This window comes from Cupriavidus sp. 2KB_3, from assembly GCF_052115685.1.
Taxonomy (GTDB): domain Bacteria; phylum Pseudomonadota; class Gammaproteobacteria; order Burkholderiales; family Burkholderiaceae; genus Cupriavidus; species Cupriavidus campinensis.
Window position 1 is genome coordinate 22,476 of the sequence record NZ_JBFRHD010000022.1, and the last position, 17,987, is coordinate 40,462.

A 17,987-nucleotide genomic window follows, 5' to 3' on the forward strand; every position below is an offset into this window, starting at 1 on the left:
AGGTCATGAGCCCTACCGGAACGCCGGGGTCCACCACCCTGCGCCATCGCACCGTGTTGCTGGACGAGGCCGTCGAGGCGCTCGTCTGGCGGCCCGACGGCGCCTACGTGGACGGCACGTTCGGCAGGGGCGGGCACAGCCGGGCGATCCTGGCCCGGTTGGGGCCAGCCGGCACCCTCGTCGCATTCGACAAGGATCCGGCAGCAATCGCAGAAGCGGGCACCATCGGGGATGCCCGCTTCTCCATTGAGCACGCAAGCTTTGGCGACATGGCCGGGCGGCTGGCCGGCCGTGGTCCGCTGGCGGGCGTGCTGCTCGACCTGGGAATCAGCTCGCCCCAGATCGACGAGGCGGCGAGGGGGTTTTCCTTTCGTTTCGAGGGCCCGCTGGACATGCGCATGGACACCACGCGCGGCATGACTGCCGCCGAGTGGCTTGCACAGGCGGACGAGCAAGACATTGCCAGGGTGATACGAGACTATGGGGAAGAACGGTTTGCTGTACAGATTGCAAAGGCGATTGTTGCTCGCCGGAGCGAACCCGGCGATGGCGGAGCACTCGTCACTACTTCAGACCTTGCCGCGCTCGTGGCGAAAGCCGTCAAAACACGCGAGAAGGGTCAGGACCCTGCGACCCGCACCTTTCAAGCTCTACGGATTCACATCAATCAAGAGCTTGCGGACCTCGAGGCCGGGCTGAAGGCGGCTTACGAGCTGTTGCAGGTGGGGGGCCGCCTCGTGGTGATCAGTTTCCATTCGCTGGAGGACCGCATCGTCAAGCGGTTCATGCAGGCGCACGCGCGCCCGCAGCAGGACGCTGACCCCGCGCTGCGCCGCGCGCCCCTGCGCGCCGCCGACCTGCCGCAGCCCACGCTCAAGCTGCTGGGCCGCTTCAAGCCCGGCGCCGATGAGGTGGCCGACAACCCGCGCGCCCGCTCCGCCGTGATGCGCGTGGCCGAAAAGCTGCCGGAGGCCCGCCCGGCATGAATCGCCTGACCTTCTTCCTCCTTGCCGCCCTCCTGCTCTGCGCGCTGTCCCTGGTCAGCGCGCAGCACCAGGCGCGCACGCTGTTCGTGGCGCTGGAGCGCGCGCAGTCCGAGGAGAAGCAGCTCGATATCGACTGGTCGCGCCTGCAGTACCAGCAGAGCGCGCTCGGCAAGAGCGCGCGCATTGCCGATGCCGCGCGCACCCAGCTCAAGATGGCGCCGGCGCTGGCCGGCCGTACCCAGTACCTGCAGGGCGTGGTGCTGCCCAACACGCCGCCTGATGCGGAAAAGCCGGCCGAAAGACCCGCCGCCGGGGGAGCCGCCAAATGAGCATGGCCCGCCCCTCGCTGAACCGCGCCCGCACTGGCCGCCAGGCAGCTGGGGGCGCCGCGCGCCCGCGCACCGGCCAGTTCTCCGCCAGCCCGGTGCTGGGACTGCGCCTGCCGATGTGGCGCTCCAAGCTGGTGGTGTTCCTGATGTTCGCCGCGTTCCTGGCGCTGGCCGCCCGCGCGCTGTGGATCCAGGGCCCCGGCAACCAGTTCTATGAGGCCGAGGGCAAGAAGCGCTTCCAGCGCACGCTCGAGCTGCCTGCCACGCGCGGCAAGATCCTGGACCGCAACGGGCTGGTGCTGGCCACCAGCCTGCCAGTCAAAGCGATCTGGGCCGTGCCCGAGGACGTGTCGAGCGACATCGAGCCGCAGCGCATCCGCCAACTGGCGAAGCTGCTGGAAATGTCCGAGAAGGAACTCAAGGCCAAGCTCTCCGAAGACAAGAGCTTCGTCTACCTGAAGCGGCAGGTGCTGCCTGACGCCGCCGACAAGATCGCCGCGCTCAAGATCGAGGGCGTGCACCAGACGCGCGAATACAAGCGGTTCTACCCGGAAGGCGAGGCGATGGCGCACATCGTCGGCTTCACCAACGTCGAGGACAAGGGCCAGGAAGGCGTGGAACTGGCGCGCGAAGGCGTGCTGGCCGGCCGCTCGGGCGCACGCCAGGTCATCAAGGACCGGCTCGGCCGGGTGGTGGAAGACGTCGGCATCCTCAAGACCCCGCGCGACGGCGAGGACATGCAGCTGTCCATCGACGCCAAGATCCAGTACCTGGCCTACAACGAGGTCAAGGCCGTGGCCGAGCGCAGTAAGGCCAAGGCGGCCAGCGCGGTGGTGCTAGACGCCCAGACCGGCGAGGTGCTGGCGCTGGCCAACTGGCCCACCTACAACCCGAACGACCGTACGCGCCTCTCCGGCGAGCAGCTGCGCAACCGGGTGCTGACCGATACCTTCGAGCCCGGCTCGATGATGAAGCCGATCTCGATCGGGCTGGCGCTGCAACTGGGCCGCGTCACGCCGTCCACGGTGGTGGCCACCACGGGCAAGTACCAGTTCGAGGGCGCCACGATCAGCGACACCCACAACTACGGCGCGCTGACGGTGTCCGGCGTGATCCAGAAGTCGAGCAACATCGGCACGACCAAGATCGCGATGCTGATGAAGCCGCAGGAAATGTGGGATATGTATACCAGCGTTGGCCTGGGGCAGGCGCCGAAGATCGGCTTCCCAGGCGCCGTGGCCGGCCGCGTGCGGCCCTGGAAGAGCTGGCGCCCGATCGAACAGGCGACGATGTCGTACGGCTATGGCCTGTCGGTGTCGCTGTTCCAGGTGGCGCACGCCTACACGATCTTCGCCCATGACGGCGAGCTGATTCCGGTGTCGATCTTCAAGACCAACGGCCCGGCCACCGGCGAGCGCATCCTCAAGCCACAGGTGGCGCGCGATGTGCGCGGCATGCTGGAAACCGTGACCGCGCCGGGCGGCACCGCGCCAGAGGCCCAGGTGATGGGCTACCGCGTGGGCGGCAAGACCGGTACGGCGTACAAACACGTGGGACGCGGCTACGACCGCAGCAAGTACCGGGCATCGTTCATCGGCCTGGCGCCGATGTCCAACCCGCGCGTGATCGTGGCGGTCAGCGTGGACGAGCCGACCGTCGGCAGCCACTACGGCGGCGCAGTGGCCGGCCCGGTCTTCGCGGCGATCACCGGCGGGGCGCTGCGAGCGCTGAACGTGCAGCCCGATTCGCCGATCCGCCAGCTAATGGTGACGGACAAGGTGCAGGAGAGCGAACCATGGGCCGCGACGCCATGACGGCCAAGCCGCTGCTCCCCCTCGAAGTCTCCGCCCAGGCCAGCAACGCGCTGGCCTGGCTGCGTACGCACGCACCCGCTGCGGCCCGGCTCACCGGCGATACGCGCCGCCTGCAGCCCGGCGATGTGTTCTTCGCCTACGTGCTCGGCAACGACCGGCTGGCCACGGACGGCCGGCCGCATATCGACAAGGCCATCGCCGCTGGCGCCTCGGCCATCGTCCATGAAGCCGATGACTACGCTTGGACGCATGGCGATACCGTGCCGCACCTGGCGATTTCCCAGTTGCACGAACTGGCCGGCCCGATTGCCGCCGGCTGGCATGGCGTGCCCGCGCGCGGCCTGACCGTGACCGGCATCACCGGGACCAACGGCAAGACCTCGTGCGCGCAATGGCTGGCTCGCCTGCTCCAGGCCACCGGCACGCGCTGCGCCACCATCGGTACGCTCGGCACCGGCTTCCCCGATGCCCTGCAGGCCACCGGCTTCACCACGCCGGACGCCGTCCAGCTTCAGGCCAGCCTGGCCGACCTCCACGATGCCGGCGCGCGCGCCATCGCCATGGAAGTGTCGTCGCACGGCCTGGAACAGGGCCGCGTGGCCGGCACCGGGTTTGCCGTGGCCGTGCTGACCAACCTGACGCAGGACCACCTGGACTACCACGGCACGATGGCCGAGTACGAGGCGGCCAAGGCGCGCCTGTTCCAGTGGGATGGCCTGCGCGCCGCCGTGATCAACCGCGATGACGCCATGGGCCGCCGTCTGCTGGCCGGCAACGCCGCCGCCGTGACCGCGCCGCAGGTGATCGAATATGGGATCGACGGCGCCGCCGGTGCCTCCGCCGCCCGCGGCCAGTGGCTGCGCGCCTCCGGGGTGCGCGCCACGGCCACCGGCACCGCCTTCCACGTCGACGGGAGCTTCGGCAGCGCCGACGTCACCACGCCGATGATCGGCAAATTCAACGTCAGCAACCTGCTGGCCGTGCTCGGCGCCGCGCTGGCGCAGGGCGTGGCGTGGGATGCTGCGCTCGCCGCGCTGCGCACCCTGACGCCGGTGGACGGCCGCATGGAACTGTTCGGCGGGCAGGATGCCCCGCTGGCCGTGGTTGACTATGCCCACACGCCAGACGCGCTCGCGCAGACGCTGGCCGCGCTGCGCCCGGTGGCCGAGGCCCGTCAGGGCCGGCTCTGGTGCGTGTTCGGCTGCGGTGGCGACCGCGACGCCACCAAGCGCCCGCTGATGGGCGGCGTGGCCGAGCGCCTTGCCGACGACATCATCCTGACCAGCGACAACCCGCGCAGCGAAGATCCGCGCGACATCCTCGAGGCCATCGCCGACGGCATGCAGGACCGTGCCCGCGCCCGGCTGGTCGAGGATCGCGCCGCCGCCATCCTCTATGCCATCAAGCACGCGGCCACGGCCGACGTGGTGCTGGTGGCCGGCAAGGGCCACGAGGCCACGCAGGAGATCCAGGGCAAGAAGCGCCCATTCTCCGACCGCGAGCACGTGCGCCTGACGCTGGGCACCCGGGGGGTGTCGGCATGAACCAGACCACGATGACCAATTTGCAGCAAGCCGCCGGCTGGATGGCCGGCGCCCGTGTGGTGGGTGATGCCTCGCGCACGTTCACGCGCGTACACACCGACAGCCGTACCGTCGAGCCCGGCGACCTGTTTGTCGCGCTCCAGGGCGAACGCTTCGACGCCCATGATTTCCTGGCCGATGTGATCGCGCGCGGTGCGACCGCCGTGCTGGTGAGCCGCGAGACCGGCCTCGATGTGCCGGCCATCGTCGTCCCGGACACGCGCATCGGCCTGGGCGAACTCGGCGCAGGCTGGCGCCGCCAGTTCACGCTGCCCACCGTGGCCGTGACCGGCAGCAACGGCAAGACCACGGTCAAGGAAATGATCGCGGCGATCTTCGCCGCCGCCGTGGGCGAGTCGGACCGGCTGGCCACGGGGGGCAACCTGAACAACGATATCGGCCTGCCGCTGACGGTGCTGCGCCTGCGCGCGCACCACAAGCTGGCGGTGCTGGAACTCGGCATGAACCATCCGGGCGAGACGGTCTACCTGGCCGGCATCGCCCAGCCGACCGTGGCCGTGATCACCAACGCCCAGCGCGAGCACCAGGAATTCATGGTCAGCGTGGAGGCGGTGGCGCACGAGCACGCCAGCGCGCTGGCCGCGCTGCCGGCCGATGGCGTGGCGGTGTTCCCGGTGGATGCCGAGAGCGGCGGCGCGCATGCACAGATCTGGCGCCAGGCAGCGGCCGGACGGCGGGTGATGGCTTTCGGGACCGATCCGTCGGCCGACGTGCGCGCCACGGTGTCGCTCGATGACGGCGTGCAGGTGCTCCATGTGACCGCGCCCGGCCAGACTTTCGACCTGCGCCTGCAACTGCTGGGCGCCCACAACGTGCGCAACGCGCTGGCCGCCACGGCCTGCGCGCTGGCGGCGGGCGTGGACGTGGCCGCCATCCAGGCCGGCATCGTCGGCTTCACGGCCGTGAAGGGGCGCTTGCAGGTCAAGCACACGGCGGCCGGCACGGTCCTGATCGACGATACCTACAACGCCAACCCGGATTCCATGCGCGCCGCCATCGACGTGCTGGCCGGGTTTGCCGCGCCGCGCCTGCTGGTGCTGGGCGACATGGGCGAGGTCGGCAACCAGGGCCCGGCCTTCCACGCCGAGATTGGCGACTACGCACGTACGCGCGGCATCGAGGCGCTCTGGGCCACGGGCCAGCTGGCGCCGCACGCGGTGCAGGCCTACGGGCCGGCGGGCCGCCAGTTCGACAAGGCGGAAGACCTGGCGCAGGCGCTGCGCGAAGACAAGGAGGGCACGGTAGCCGGGGCATCGGCCGTGCTGGTGAAGGGATCGCGCTTCATGCGCATGGAACGGATGGTCGATGCGCTGGTCGCAACACTTTCCGCTCACTAACTGAAGACACACGATGTTATTGGCTCTGGCCCAGTGGCTGCAAAACGATTACAGCTTCCTGCGGGTCGTCAACTACCTGACCTTCCGCGCGGTGGCGGCCAACCTCACCGCGCTGGTGATCGGCCTCGGCTTCGGGCCGTGGGTGATCCGTCGCCTGACCGAACTGAAGATCGGCCAGGCCGTGCGCACGATCGGCCCGCAGACCCACCTCGTGAAGTCGGGCACGCCGACCATGGGCGGGGTGCTGGTGCTGCTCTCCATCGGCATTTCCACGCTGCTCTGGTGCGACTGGGGCAACCGCTTCATCTGGGTAGTGCTGCTGGTGACGGTGGGCTACGGCGCCATCGGCTGGGTGGATGACTACCGCAAGGTGGTGTATCGCGATCCGCGTGGCATGTCGAGCCGCGAGAAGTTCTTCTGGCAGACGCTGATCGGGCTGGTGGCGGCGGTCTACCTGGCGTTCTCGGTATCCGAGGCCAGCAACGTGCGCGTATGGAGCCTGTTCCTGAGCTGGATCGAGGGCGGCATGTGGGCCGACGTGCCGTACAAGACCAACCTGATCGTGCCCTTCTTCAAAGAAGTCAGCTACCCGCTGGGCGTGATGGGCTTCATCGTGCTGACCTACCTCGTGATCGTCGGCTCGAGCAACGCCGTGAACCTGACCGATGGCCTGGACGGCCTGGTGATCATGCCGGTGGTGCTGGTAGGCGGCGGCCTGGGCGTGTTTGCCTATGTGATGGGTAACACGGTCTACAGCAAGTACCTGCTGTTCCCGCACATCCCGGGCGCGGGCGAGCTGCTGATCTTCTGCTCGGCGATGGCCGGGGCGGGGCTGGCGTTCCTCTGGTTCAACGCGCATCCGGCCAAGGTGTTCATGGGCGACGTGGGCGCGCTGGCGCTGGGCGGCGCGCTCGGCACCATCGCCGTGATCGTGCGGCAGGAAATCGTGCTGTTCGTGATGGGCGGCATCTTCGTGGTGGAAACGGTGTCGGTGATGCTCCAGGTGACCTGGTTCAAGTTCACCAAGCGCCGCTACGGCGAGGGCCGGCGGCTGTTCCGCATGGCGCCGCTGCACCACCATTTCGAGCTGAGCGGCTGGAAGGAAACGCAGGTCACCGTGCGGTTCTGGATCATCACGATGCTGCTGGTGCTGATCGGGCTGTCGACGCTGAAGCTGCGTTGACCGGATCCACTCTCTAATTAGTAAAGGCGGGAAATCGAAGTGTTTGGCGTGTTGCAGAAACCTCATGTGCTGGTACTGGGCCTCGGCGAGTCGGGGCTGGCCATGTCACGCTGGTGCGGCCTGAACGGCTGCCGCGTGCGCGTGGCCGACACCCGCGAGGCGCCCGCCAATCTCGCCTTCCTGCAGGCGGAACTGACCACGGCCGAGTTCGTGGGCGGGCCATTTTCCGAGTCCTTGCTCGACGGCATCGGCCTGGTGGCGATCAGTCCGGGCCTGTCGCCGCTGGAAGCGGGCACGAAGGCCGTGCTCGACGCTGCCGCCGCGCGCGGCATCCCGGTCTGGGGCGAGATCGAACTGTTCGCCCAGGCGCTTGGCTATCTGGAAAGCACGTCCGGCTACGCGCCGCGCGTGCTGGCCATCACCGGGACGAACGGCAAGACCACCACCACGGCGCTGACCGGGCGGCTGGTCGAGCGTGCCGGCAAGACCGTGGCCGTGGCCGGCAATATCAGCCCGTCCGCGCTGGACAAGCTGTCGGCCTGCATCGCCAGCGCCACGCTGCCGGACGTCTGGGTGCTCGAACTGTCGAGCTTCCAGCTGGAAACCACCCACACGCTGGCGCCGCACGCGGCCACCGTGCTCAATGTCACGCAGGACCACCTCGACTGGCACGGCAGCATGCAAGCCTACGCTGCCGCCAAGGCGCGCATCTTCGGGCCGGCCGACAAGGCGTGCGTGCAGGTGCTGAACCGCAATGACGCTGCGACGATGGCGATGGTGCGCGAGGGTGCGCCGCTCATCACCTTTGGCACCGATCTGCCCGAGACGGCCGGCAGCTATGGCGTGCTGCGCGAAGGCGGCATGCCCTGGCTGGTGCTGGCCGAGCCGGACACCGAGGCGGATGCCGAGCCGAAGCCGCGCCGCCGCAAGGGCGCGCAGGTCGCCGAGGAAGCCGTGCCGGTGCGCCACAAGCGCCTGATGCCGGCCGACGCGCTGCACATCCGCGGCATGCACAACGCCACCAATGCCATGGCGGCGCTGGCCCTGTGCCGCGCCATCGACCTGCCGATGAACGCGCTGCTGCACGGCCTGCGCGAGTATCGCGGCGAGCCGCACCGCGTGGAATGGGTGGCGACGATCGACGAGGTCGAGTATTTCGACGACAGCAAGGGCACCAACGTGGGCGCCACGGTGGCCGCGCTGTCCGGGCTGGACAAGCGCGTGGTCCTGATCGCCGGCGGCGAAGGCAAGGGTCAGGACTTCTCGCCGCTGGCGGCGCCGGTGGCGCAGTACGCGCGTGCCGTGGTGCTGATCGGCAAGGACGCCGCCGAGCTGCGCGCCGCGCTGGCTGACACCGGCACGCAGCTGGTGGACGCCGCCACGCTCGAGGAAGCGGTCGAGAAATCGTGCCATCTGGCCGAGACCGGCGACGTGGTGCTGCTCTCGCCCGCGTGCGCCAGCCTCGACATGTTCCGCAACTACGTCCACCGCGCCGAAGTGTTCCGTGGCGCGGTGGAAGAACTGGCCCTGTCCCGGGGGATCCTGCCATGAGCGATACGCAGGTCAAGCGCAGCGGTTTCATCGGCGCCACCATCGGCAACGCCTGGGGCGGGCTGCGCGACGCCGTGTCCGGCGTCAAGCCCACGCGCTCCCGGATGATGGAGTACGACCAGCCGCTGCTCTGGGTGGCCATCGTGCTGCTGACGCTCGGCCTGGTGATGGTCTATTCGGCATCCATCGCGCTGCCTGACTCGCCGCGCTACGCCAACTACCGCGAGAGCCACTTCCTGGTGCGCCACGCGTTCGCGCTGTTCATCGGGCTGTCGGCGGGGCTGGTGGCCTTCCAGATTCCGGTCAAGGTCTGGGATAAATACGCGCCCAAGCTGTTCATCGTGGCGCTGCTGCTGCTGGTGATCGTGCTGGTGCCGTTCGTCGGCAAGGGCGTGAACGGCGCGCGGCGCTGGATTCCGCTCGGCGTGATGAACTTCCAGCCGTCGGAACTGATGAAGCTGGCCGTGGTGCTGTACGCGGCCAACTACACCGTGCGCAAGCAGGAATGGATGCAGACCGTGTCCAAGGGCTTCCTGCCGATGGGCGTGGCCGTGGTCCTGGTGGGCATGCTGCTGCTGCTCGAGCCGGACATGGGCGCGTTCCTGGTGATCGCGGCCGTGGCGATGGGCATCCTGTTCCTCGGCGGCATCAACGGCAAGCTGTTCGCCGGGCTGGTCGGCGTGGCCATCGGCGCGTTCGCGCTGCTGATCACGGCCTCGCCATGGCGCCGCGAGCGGATTTTTGCCTACCTGAGCCCGTGGGAAGAGAGCAACGCGCTGGGCAAGGCGTACCAGCTCACGCACTCGCTGATCGCGTTCGGCCGGGGCGAGTGGACCGGCGTGGGCCTGGGCGGCAGCATCGAGAAGCTGCACTACCTGCCCGAAGCGCACACCGACTTCATCCTGGCCGTGATCGGCGAGGAATTCGGCTTCGTCGGCGTGCTGGTGATGATCGTGCTGTTCTACTGGCTCGTGCGCCGCGCCTTCGACATCGGCCGCACGGCGCTCCAGCTCGACCGCACCTTCGCCGGGCTGGTCGCCAAGGGCATCGGCGTGTGGATTGGCTGGCAGACCTTCATCAACATGGGCGTGAACCTGGGCCTGCTGCCGACCAAGGGGCTGACGCTGCCGCTGGTCAGCTATGGCGGCTCGGGCATCCTGATGAACTGCATCGGGCTGGCGATTGTGCTGCGGATTGACTACGAAAATCGAGTGTTGATGCGTGGAGGGAAGGTATGAGCGCTCCGCGCACGCTGCTCGTGATGGCTGGCGGCACCGGGGGCCACGTGTTCCCGGGGCTGGCGGTCGCGCACGCGCTGCGCGATGCCGGCTGGCGCGTGGTCTGGCTCGGCAACCGGACCGGCATGGAAGCCACGCTGGTGCCGAAGCACGACATCCCGATGGAATTCATCCAGTTCGGCGGGCTGCGCGGCAAGGGGCTGGTCACCAAGCTGCTGCTGCCGCTGAACCTGCTGCGCGCCTTCTGGCAGAGCATTGGCGCGCTGCGCCGGGTACGCCCGGACGTGGTGCTGGGCATGGGCGGATACATCACCTTCCCGGCCGGGATGATGGCGTCGCTGCTGGGCCGCCCGCTGGTGCTGCACGAGCAGAACTCGATTGCTGGCCTGACCAACAAGGTGCTGGCCAAGGTGGCCGACCGCGTGCTGTGCGCCTTCCCGGACGCGCTGCCGAACAGCGAATGGACCGGCAACCCGGTGCGCGAGGAACTGGCGAGCCTGCCGGCGCCCGAGGCGCGCTACGACCATCGCACCGGCCCGCTGCGCGTGCTGGTGGTGGGCGGCAGCCTGGGTGCGGCGGCGCTGAATGACGTGGTGCCGAAGGCCATCGCGCTGCTGCCCGAAGGCCAGCGCCCGGTGGTGCGGCATCAGGCCGGTGCCAAGCAGATCGACACGCTGCGCGCCAACTACGCCGCAGCCGGCGTGGCGGGTGACACCGTGCCGTTCATCGACGACATGGCGGCGGCCTATGCCGACGCCGACCTGGTCATCTGCCGCGCAGGCGCGATGACGGTTTCCGAAGTGGCGGCCGCCGGTGTGGCGGCCCTGTTCGTGCCGTTTCCGCACGCGGTGGACGACCACCAGACCACCAACGCGAAGTTCCTGTCGAAGCAGGGCGCCGCGTTGCTGGTGCAACAGAACGCATTGACCGCGGAGGGGCTGGCGCAGACGCTGGCCAGCCTGTCGCGGTCACAACTGAAAGACATGGCGCGCCTGGCGCGCGGCCTGGCCAAACCTGAGGCAACCCGGCGTGTCGCCGAGATTTGCCGCGAGATGGCGGGCCACTGACATATATGAATCAATGAAGCACATCGTCAAGAACATCCACTTCGTAGGCATTGGCGGGGCCGGCATGAGCGGCATCGCCGAGGTCCTGCTGAACCTGGGCTACAAGGTCTCGGGCTCGGACGTGGGCAGCAACGCCGCCACGCGGCGGCTGGCCACGCTGGGCGCGCGCGTCTTCCATGGCCACGACGCCGGCCATGTGGAAGGTGCCAACGCCGTCGTGGTCTCCACGGCGGTCACCAATGACAACCCCGAGGTGCTGGCCGCCCGGGCGCGCCGCATCCCCGTGGTGCCGCGCGCGATCATGCTGGCCGAACTGATGCGCCTGAAGCAGGGCATCGCCATTGCCGGCACGCACGGCAAGACCACTACCACGAGCCTGGTGGCGTCGGTACTGGCCGAGGGCGGGCTCGACCCGACCTTCGTGATCGGCGGGCGGCTGAACTCGGCCGGCGCCAACGCGCGGCTGGGCACGGGCGATTTCATCGTGGCCGAGGCGGACGAGTCGGACGCCTCGTTCCTGAACCTGTTCCCGGTGATGGAAGTCATTACCAACATCGACGCGGACCACATGGACACCTACGGGCATGATTTCGCCCGGCTCAAGCAGGCGTTCGTGGAGTTCACCCAGCGGCTGCCGTTCTACGGCATTGCGGTGCTGTGCGTCGATGACCCGAATGTGCGCGAGATCCTGCCGTTCGTCTCGAAGCCGGTGGTGCGCTACGGCTTTGCCGAGGACGCCCAGATCCGCGCGGTCAACGCGCGCCCGGTGGACGGCCAGATGCATTTCACCGTCCATCGCCAGCTGAACGGCCATGCCGAGCCGCCGCTCGACGTGGTGCTGAACCTGCCCGGCCTGCATAACGTGCAGAACGCGCTGGCCGCTATCGCCATTGCCACCGAGCTGGAGGTGCCGGACGCCGCCATCGTCAAGGCGCTGCGCGAGTTCCACGGCGTGGGCCGCCGCTTCCAGCGCTACGGCGAGGTCTCCACGGCCGACGGCCAGGGCACCTTCACGCTGGTGGACGACTACGGCCATCACCCGGTGGAAATGGCCGCCACGCTGGCCGCCGCGCGCGGTGCCTTCCCGGGCCGCCGCCTGGTGCTGGCCTTCCAGCCCCACCGCTTCACGCGGACGCGCGACTGTTTTGAAGATTTCGTGAAGGTGCTTGGCACCGTGGACGCGCTGCTGCTGGCTGAGGTCTACGCCGCCGGCGAGGCGCCCATCGTGGCCGCCGACGGCCGGGCGATGACCCGCGCGCTGCGCGTGGCCAACAAGGTGGAGCCGGTCTTCGTCGAGCAGATCGAGGACATGCCGCAGGCCATCCTCACCGCCGTCCGGCCCGGCGACGTGGTCGTGACCATGGGCGCCGGCACGATCGGCGCGGTGCCCGGCCAGCTTGTATCGCAACAGACAACCCAGGCAAATCCGGCAGGAGGCCAGGCATGAGCTTCGTCGCCCATCCCAATATCGACCCGAAATCGCTGGGCAAGGTCGGCGTGCTGCTGGGCGGCCGTTCGGCCGAACGCGAGGTGTCGCTGATGTCCGGCAACGGCGTGCTGGCGGCGCTGCGCGCGCGCGGCGTGGATGCCCACCCGTTCGACCCGGCCCTGCAACCGGTGGCCGAACTGGCCGCAGCCGGCTTCGACCGCGTCTTCATCGCGCTGCATGGCCGCTACGGCGAGGACGGCACGATTCAGGGCATGCTCGAGATGCTGGGCATTCCGTACACCGGCAGTGGCGTGCTGGCGTCCGCGCTGGCCATGGACAAGCCCGCCACCAAGCGGCTCTGGATGTCCCACGGCCTGCCCACGCCGCGCTTCGCGGTGCTGCGCCCCGATACCGATTTCAACGCCGTGGTGGCGGATCTCGGCCTGCCGCTGATCGTCAAGCCGGCCCGGGAAGGGTCGTCGATCGGTCTGACCAAGGTCACGGACGCCGCCCAGATGCGCGAGGCCTTCGAGCGCGCGGCGGTGCTGGATGACGACGTGCTGGCCGAGAGTTTTATCGACGGCGCGGAGCTGACTTGCCCCATCGTGGGCGAGGGCGCGACCGCCGAGGCGCTGCCGGTCATCAAGATTGTCGCGCCCGAGTCGAACTACGACTATCAAAATAAGTACTTTACTGACGTTACCCAATATCTGTGCCCCTCGACCTTGCCTGAGGCGCTCGAGAACGAGGTGCGCGCCCTGGCCGTGGAAGCGTTCCGAGTGCTCGGCTGCCGTGGCTGGGCCCGCGCCGACGTGATGCTGACCCGCGACGGCAAGCCTTACCTGCTGGAAATGAATACGTCCCCCGGCATGACCGGCCACTCGCTGGTGCCGATGGCGGCGCGCGCGGTGGGCATCAGCTATGAGGACTTCGTGATCCAGGTGGTGGCGCAGGCCACGCTGGACCTGCATCCGAACGAGCACTGGAAGCCCTGATAACCGTAATTCGACGCAAGCACAGCTCCTGAACCCGACCCATGTGGCATAACGCGCGCCTCCTCAACCTGATCGCCTCCGTGCTCTACGCACTGGTGGCGCTGATGGCGCTCGGGGCGGGCCTGCTGTGGCTGGCCCAACGGCCGGTGTTCGCCATCACCCATGTGGAACTGCACGCCATGGACGGACAGGCGCTGCGCCACGTGAACGGGCCGAGCGTGCGCGCCAACGCGCTGGGCAAGCTGTCTGGCAATTTCTTTACGTTGGACCTGAACGCGGCGCGTCAGGCGTTCGAGTCGGTGCCGTGGGTGCGGCACGCGAGCGTGCGCCGCGAATGGCCGAACGGGCTGGCGGTGGAGGTGGAGGAGCACGAGGCGCTGGGTACCTGGGGCAGCCCGGACAGCGGCCGGCTCCTCAATACCTATGGCGAGGTGTTCGTGGCCAATACCGCCGAGGCCGAGGAAGATGCCCAGCTGCTGGCGCTCGACGGGCCGCCGGACAGTGAGGCTGATGTGGTCGAGAAGCTGGAAGTCATGCGGCAATGGTTCAAGCCGCTGAAGGCCGAGCCGCTGTCGGTGGCGTTGTCGTCGCGCTATGCGTGGCGCACGCGGCTGTCGAACGGCATGGTGATCGAGCTGGGCCGCGAGCAGACCGATGAGGATCGGGCAGCCATGGAGGCGCGGGTCAAGCGCTTCGTGGCCGCCTGGCCGCAGGTGACCGAGCAGGTGGGCAAGCAGGTGGAGTACGCCGACCTGCGCTATCCCAACGGCTTCGCGATCCGCGCGGCCAACGTCAGGTTCCTGACCGACGCCCAGGCTGCCGCGGCAGCCAAGGCAGCGGCCAAGGCCTCCGCAGGACCGGCCCCGGCAACGGTGCCGGCAGGCAATCCCAATAACAATCCGACGCGACTCAAGAGCAAGAACGCGGAGAAAACCCGATGAGCAAGGAATACAAGGACTTACTGGTCGGTCTCGACATCGGCACCTCGAAGGTGGCGGCGGTGGTCGCGGAACTGCGCCCCGACGGCAGCTACGAAGTGATCGGGATGGGCCAGTCCGAGTCCAAGGGTCTGAAGAAGGGGGTCGTGGTCAATATCGAGGCCACCGTGCAGTCGATCCAGCGGGCGCTGGAGGAGGCCGAGCTGATGGCCGACTGCAAGATCGCCGAGGTCTTCACCGGCATTGCCGGCAGCCATATCCGCAGCTTCAACTCGAGCGGGATGGTGGCCATCAAGGACAAGGAGGTCACGCAGACGGACGTGGCCCGGGTGATCGAGACCGCCAAGGCGGTCAACATCCCGACCGACCAGCAGATCCTGCACATCCTCACGCAGGAATTCATCATCGACGGCCAGGAGGACGTGCGCGAGCCCATCGGCATGAGCGGCATCCGCCTGGAGGTCAAGGTCCATATCGTCACCGGCGCGGTCAGCGCGGCGCAGAACATCGTCAAGTGCGTGCGCCGCTGCGGGCTGGAAGTGCATGACCTGATCCTGCAGCCGCTGGCGTCTAGCCTGGCCGTGCTGACGGAGGATGAGAAGGAACTGGGCGTGGTGCTGGTCGACATTGGCGGCGGCACCACGGATATCGCCATCTTCAGCGAGGGCGCGATCCGGCATACGGCCGTGATCCCGATCGCCGGAGACCAGATTACCAACGATATTGCGATGGCCCTGCGTACGCCGACGCCGGACGCCGAGGACATCAAGATCCAGTACGGCATTGCCAAGCAGGCGATTGCCGACCCGGACGACATGATCGAGGTGCCGGGCGTGGGTGACCGTGGCACGCGCACGCTGAGCCGCCAGGCGCTGGCGGCCGTGATCGAGCCGCGCATCGAGGAACTGTATTCGCTGGTGCACCAGGTGGTGCGCGAGTCCGGCTACGAGGAACTGCTGTCGTCCGGCGTGGTGATCACCGGTGGCACGGCGATGATGCCGGGCATGGTGGAACTGGGCGAGGACATCTTCCTGAAGCCGGTGCGCGTGGGCGTGCCCGAGTATCGCGGCAATCTGCACGAGGTGGTGAAGAGCCCGCGCTATTCCACCGTGATGGGCCTGCTGCTGGAAGGCCGGGTGCAGCGCATGCGTGGCCGCAAGGTGGCCGTGCAGAGCGGTTCGGTGAAGCAGGTGTGGACGCGCATGAAGGAATGGTTTGTCGGCAACTTCTGACGCCGGATGTGGTCAGGTTGTTTTAGGGATTTTTTCAGGCGTTTTACGAGTCAGCCATGCGTCGCGGTCAGCGAATCGCACGATGGCACGTTGAGCAGGTTTCTTCTTCTATTTTGGTTTCTTGTTCAGAAACCAAGGGTTGCGGCGGGGAGGCTGCAGCGTTTGGGGACTGATTTTTCACGGAGGCAGTGATGGACTTTGACATGATCGAATCGGAGATGCAGGACGGCACCATCATCAAGGTGGTGGGCGTGGGTGGTGCGGGCGGCAACGCCGTGCAGCACATGATCAGCCGTGGCGTGCAGGGCGTGGAATTTATCTGCATGAACACCGATGCCCAGGCGCTCAAGCGCTCCACGGCATCGCGCGTGCTGCAACTCGGTAACACGGGTCTGGGCGCCGGCGCCAAGCCGGAGGTGGGTCGCAACTGCGCCGAACAGGCACGCGAGCAGATCGCCGATTCCCTGCGCGGTGCGCACATGGTCTTCATCACTGCCGGCATGGGCGGCGGCACCGGTACCGGCGCCGCCCCGATCGTGGCGCAGGTGGCCAAGGAAATGGGCATCCTGACCGTGGGCGTGGTCAGCAAGCCGTTCGACTTCGAAGGCGCACGTCGCGCCAAGGTGGCCGAACATGGCTCGGGCGAGCTGGAATCGTCGGTGGACTCGCTGATCGTGGTGCTCAACGAGAAGCTGTTCGAGGTGATGGGCGACGACGCCGAGATGGACAAGTGCTTCCAGTGCGCCGACGACGTGCTGCACAACGCGGTGGCCGGCATTGCCGAGATCATCAACGTTGACGGCCTTGTGAACGTCGACTTCGAAGACGTGAAGACGGTGATGGGCGAGCAGGGCAAGGCCATGATGGGCACGGCTACCGTGTCCGGCGTGGACCGCGCCCGCCTGGCTGCCGAGCAGGCCGTCGCCAGCCCGCTGCTGGAAGGCGTGGACCTGTCCGGCGCGCGTGGCGTGCTGGTCAACATCACGGCCAGCCGCTCGCTGAAGCTGTCGGAAACCAAGGAAGTCATGAACACCATCCGCAGCTACGCCGCGGAAGATGCCACGGTGATTTTCGGCACGGTGTACGACGACTCGATGGGCGACGCGCTGCGCGTGACCGTGGTGGCAACGGGCCTGGGCCGTTCGGCCAAGAAGCAGCAGCCGATGACGCTGCTGAAGACCGGCACGGACAACATCCCGATGCAGATGATGGGCGGCATGACCGCTGCCCCGGCGCATGCCTCGCCGGACTACAGCGGCCTGGATACGCCAGCCGTGTGGCGCAGCTCGCGTGAGTCGGCATCGGCTCACGTGGCGGCGCTGCAGGAAAAGGGTGTGGACACGTACGACATCCCGGCCTTCCTGCGCAAGCAGGCGGACTGAGTTGGCTACCGGCAGGGCGGCGGCTGCGGCCGTGCGCCTGGCGGGTTGCACGTGGTCTGATCCGCGAAGCCTGAGCGCTCCCTATCCGCTCGGCATTCGCCAGGACTGACGTAACCCGTCAGCGCGCCCGGCTGCGCCGCGCCCGCGTCGGCACTGTCTCCGCCCGCATCCCGTTGCCGGGACAGGCGTGCCATCGGCCGCCTCCCCGGACTGTTACCCGCCTTCCCGCGGCGGGATGCCTCGTCGTCCGCGCGGCGTGCCGAACCGGTGCGCCGCGTAGTCGTTTTTTGTGGCCTATGATTGCAGTCAGGGTTTTTACCAGCCCCGACTTTCGTCTGTTCGGTCTTTAGGAAATCGCCCCCATGATCAGTGTTGGCCAGCGCGTCCCCGACGCCACCCTGTACGAATTCTTCGAAGCCGAGACCGGCAGTTGCGCGCTCGGTCCCAATGCCTTCCCGGTGGCCGAGTTGGTCAAGGGCCGCCGCATCGTCGTGTTCGGCCTGCCCGGCGCCTTCACGCCAACATGCTCCGCCAAGCACGTGCCCGGTTTCGTGCAACTGGCCGACCAGTTCCAGGCAGCCGGTGTGGACGAGATCTGGTGCCACGCGGTCAATGACGCCTTTGTGATGGGCGCCTGGGGCCGTGAGCAGCAGACCGGTGGCAAAGTCCGCATGATGGCCGACGGCGCTGCACAATGGGCTCGCGCGCTCGGGCTGGACCAGGACCTGAGCCAGCGCGGCCTGGGCGTGCGCGCCAAGCGCTACGCGATGGTGCTGGATGACGGCGTGGTCACCCACCTGTTCGTGGAAGCCCCCGGCGAATTCAAGGTCAGCAGCGCCGAAGCCGTTCTTGAGGCGTTGCGCGCCTGACACGGATTGGCCCAGTCGGAGTGATGTTCGGTC

At 68.0% G+C, this 17,987-nt stretch carries 15 protein-coding genes; all 15 read left to right on the forward strand.

Annotation, left to right across the window (positions count from 1 at the left end):
- Positions 1–5: 5 nt before the first annotated feature.
- The 15 genes from rsmH to AB4120_RS22060 all read left to right on the forward strand — a co-directional run bounded on the left by rsmH (position 6) and on the right by AB4120_RS22060 (position 17,954).
- A complete protein-coding gene (rsmH, locus tag AB4120_RS21990) occupies positions 6–986 on the forward strand; it encodes a 16S rRNA (cytosine(1402)-N(4))-methyltransferase RsmH (protein ID WP_441642825.1) in 981 nt (326 codons plus the stop codon).
- Positions 983–1,315, forward strand: a complete 333-nt coding sequence (gene ftsL / locus AB4120_RS21995; protein WP_149137351.1) for a cell division protein FtsL — start codon at positions 983–985, stop codon at positions 1,313–1,315. The genes rsmH and ftsL overlap by 4 nt, the downstream gene beginning before the upstream one ends.
- Complete coding sequence (locus tag AB4120_RS22000; protein WP_149137352.1) at positions 1,312–3,129, forward strand: peptidoglycan D,D-transpeptidase FtsI family protein; 1,818 nt, start codon at positions 1,312–1,314, stop codon at positions 3,127–3,129. The genes ftsL and AB4120_RS22000 overlap by 4 nt, the downstream gene beginning before the upstream one ends.
- Positions 3,126–4,673: a UDP-N-acetylmuramoyl-L-alanyl-D-glutamate--2,6-diaminopimelate ligase gene (locus AB4120_RS22005; RefSeq protein WP_149137654.1), complete on the forward strand. Its 1,548-nt coding sequence runs from the start codon at positions 3,126–3,128 to the stop codon at positions 4,671–4,673. The genes AB4120_RS22000 and AB4120_RS22005 overlap by 4 nt, the downstream gene beginning before the upstream one ends.
- Positions 4,670–6,070, forward strand: coding sequence for a UDP-N-acetylmuramoyl-tripeptide--D-alanyl-D-alanine ligase (locus AB4120_RS22010; RefSeq protein ID WP_441642826.1), 1,401 nt, complete (start codon positions 4,670–4,672; stop codon positions 6,068–6,070). The genes AB4120_RS22005 and AB4120_RS22010 overlap by 4 nt, the downstream gene beginning before the upstream one ends.
- Positions 6,071–6,083: 13 nt before the next feature.
- Entirely contained in the window at positions 6,084–7,253 is a 1,170-nt protein-coding gene (gene mraY / locus AB4120_RS22015) for a phospho-N-acetylmuramoyl-pentapeptide-transferase (RefSeq protein WP_092298544.1), read from the forward strand.
- Positions 7,254–7,292: 39 nt separating this feature from the next.
- The gene (gene murD, locus AB4120_RS22020) at positions 7,293–8,804 is read left to right on the forward strand and encodes a UDP-N-acetylmuramoyl-L-alanine--D-glutamate ligase (protein ID WP_149137354.1); all 1,512 of its coding nucleotides are present in this window, start codon (positions 7,293–7,295) and stop codon (positions 8,802–8,804) included.
- Complete coding sequence (gene ftsW, locus AB4120_RS22025) at positions 8,801–10,042, forward strand: putative lipid II flippase FtsW (protein WP_149137355.1); 1,242 nt, start codon at positions 8,801–8,803, stop codon at positions 10,040–10,042. The genes murD and ftsW overlap by 4 nt, the downstream gene beginning before the upstream one ends.
- A complete protein-coding gene (murG, locus tag AB4120_RS22030; protein ID WP_149137356.1) occupies positions 10,039–11,109 on the forward strand; it encodes an undecaprenyldiphospho-muramoylpentapeptide beta-N-acetylglucosaminyltransferase in 1,071 nt (356 codons plus the stop codon). Before ftsW ends, murG begins: the two co-directional genes overlap by 4 nt.
- 13 nt (positions 11,110–11,122) lie before the next feature.
- Entirely contained in the window at positions 11,123–12,556 is a 1,434-nt protein-coding gene (gene murC, locus AB4120_RS22035; protein ID WP_149137357.1) for a UDP-N-acetylmuramate--L-alanine ligase, read from the forward strand.
- Positions 12,553–13,533: a D-alanine--D-alanine ligase gene (locus AB4120_RS22040; RefSeq protein ID WP_149137358.1), complete on the forward strand. Its 981-nt coding sequence runs from the start codon at positions 12,553–12,555 to the stop codon at positions 13,531–13,533. The genes murC and AB4120_RS22040 overlap by 4 nt, the downstream gene beginning before the upstream one ends.
- A gap of 41 nt (positions 13,534–13,574) precedes the next feature.
- On the forward strand, positions 13,575–14,474 hold the full coding sequence (locus AB4120_RS22045) for a cell division protein FtsQ/DivIB (RefSeq protein WP_149137359.1): 900 nt from the start codon (positions 13,575–13,577) through the stop codon (positions 14,472–14,474).
- Positions 14,471–15,703: a cell division protein FtsA gene (gene ftsA / locus AB4120_RS22050; RefSeq protein ID WP_092298565.1), complete on the forward strand. Its 1,233-nt coding sequence runs from the start codon at positions 14,471–14,473 to the stop codon at positions 15,701–15,703. The genes AB4120_RS22045 and ftsA overlap by 4 nt, the downstream gene beginning before the upstream one ends.
- Positions 15,704–15,894: 191 nt before the next feature.
- Entirely contained in the window at positions 15,895–17,085 is a 1,191-nt protein-coding gene (ftsZ, locus tag AB4120_RS22055) for a cell division protein FtsZ (protein ID WP_092298568.1), read from the forward strand.
- A gap of 362 nt (positions 17,086–17,447) precedes the next feature.
- The gene (locus AB4120_RS22060; RefSeq protein ID WP_441642827.1) at positions 17,448–17,954 is read left to right on the forward strand and encodes a peroxiredoxin; all 507 of its coding nucleotides are present in this window, start codon (positions 17,448–17,450) and stop codon (positions 17,952–17,954) included.
- Positions 17,955–17,987 lie beyond the last annotated feature (33 nt).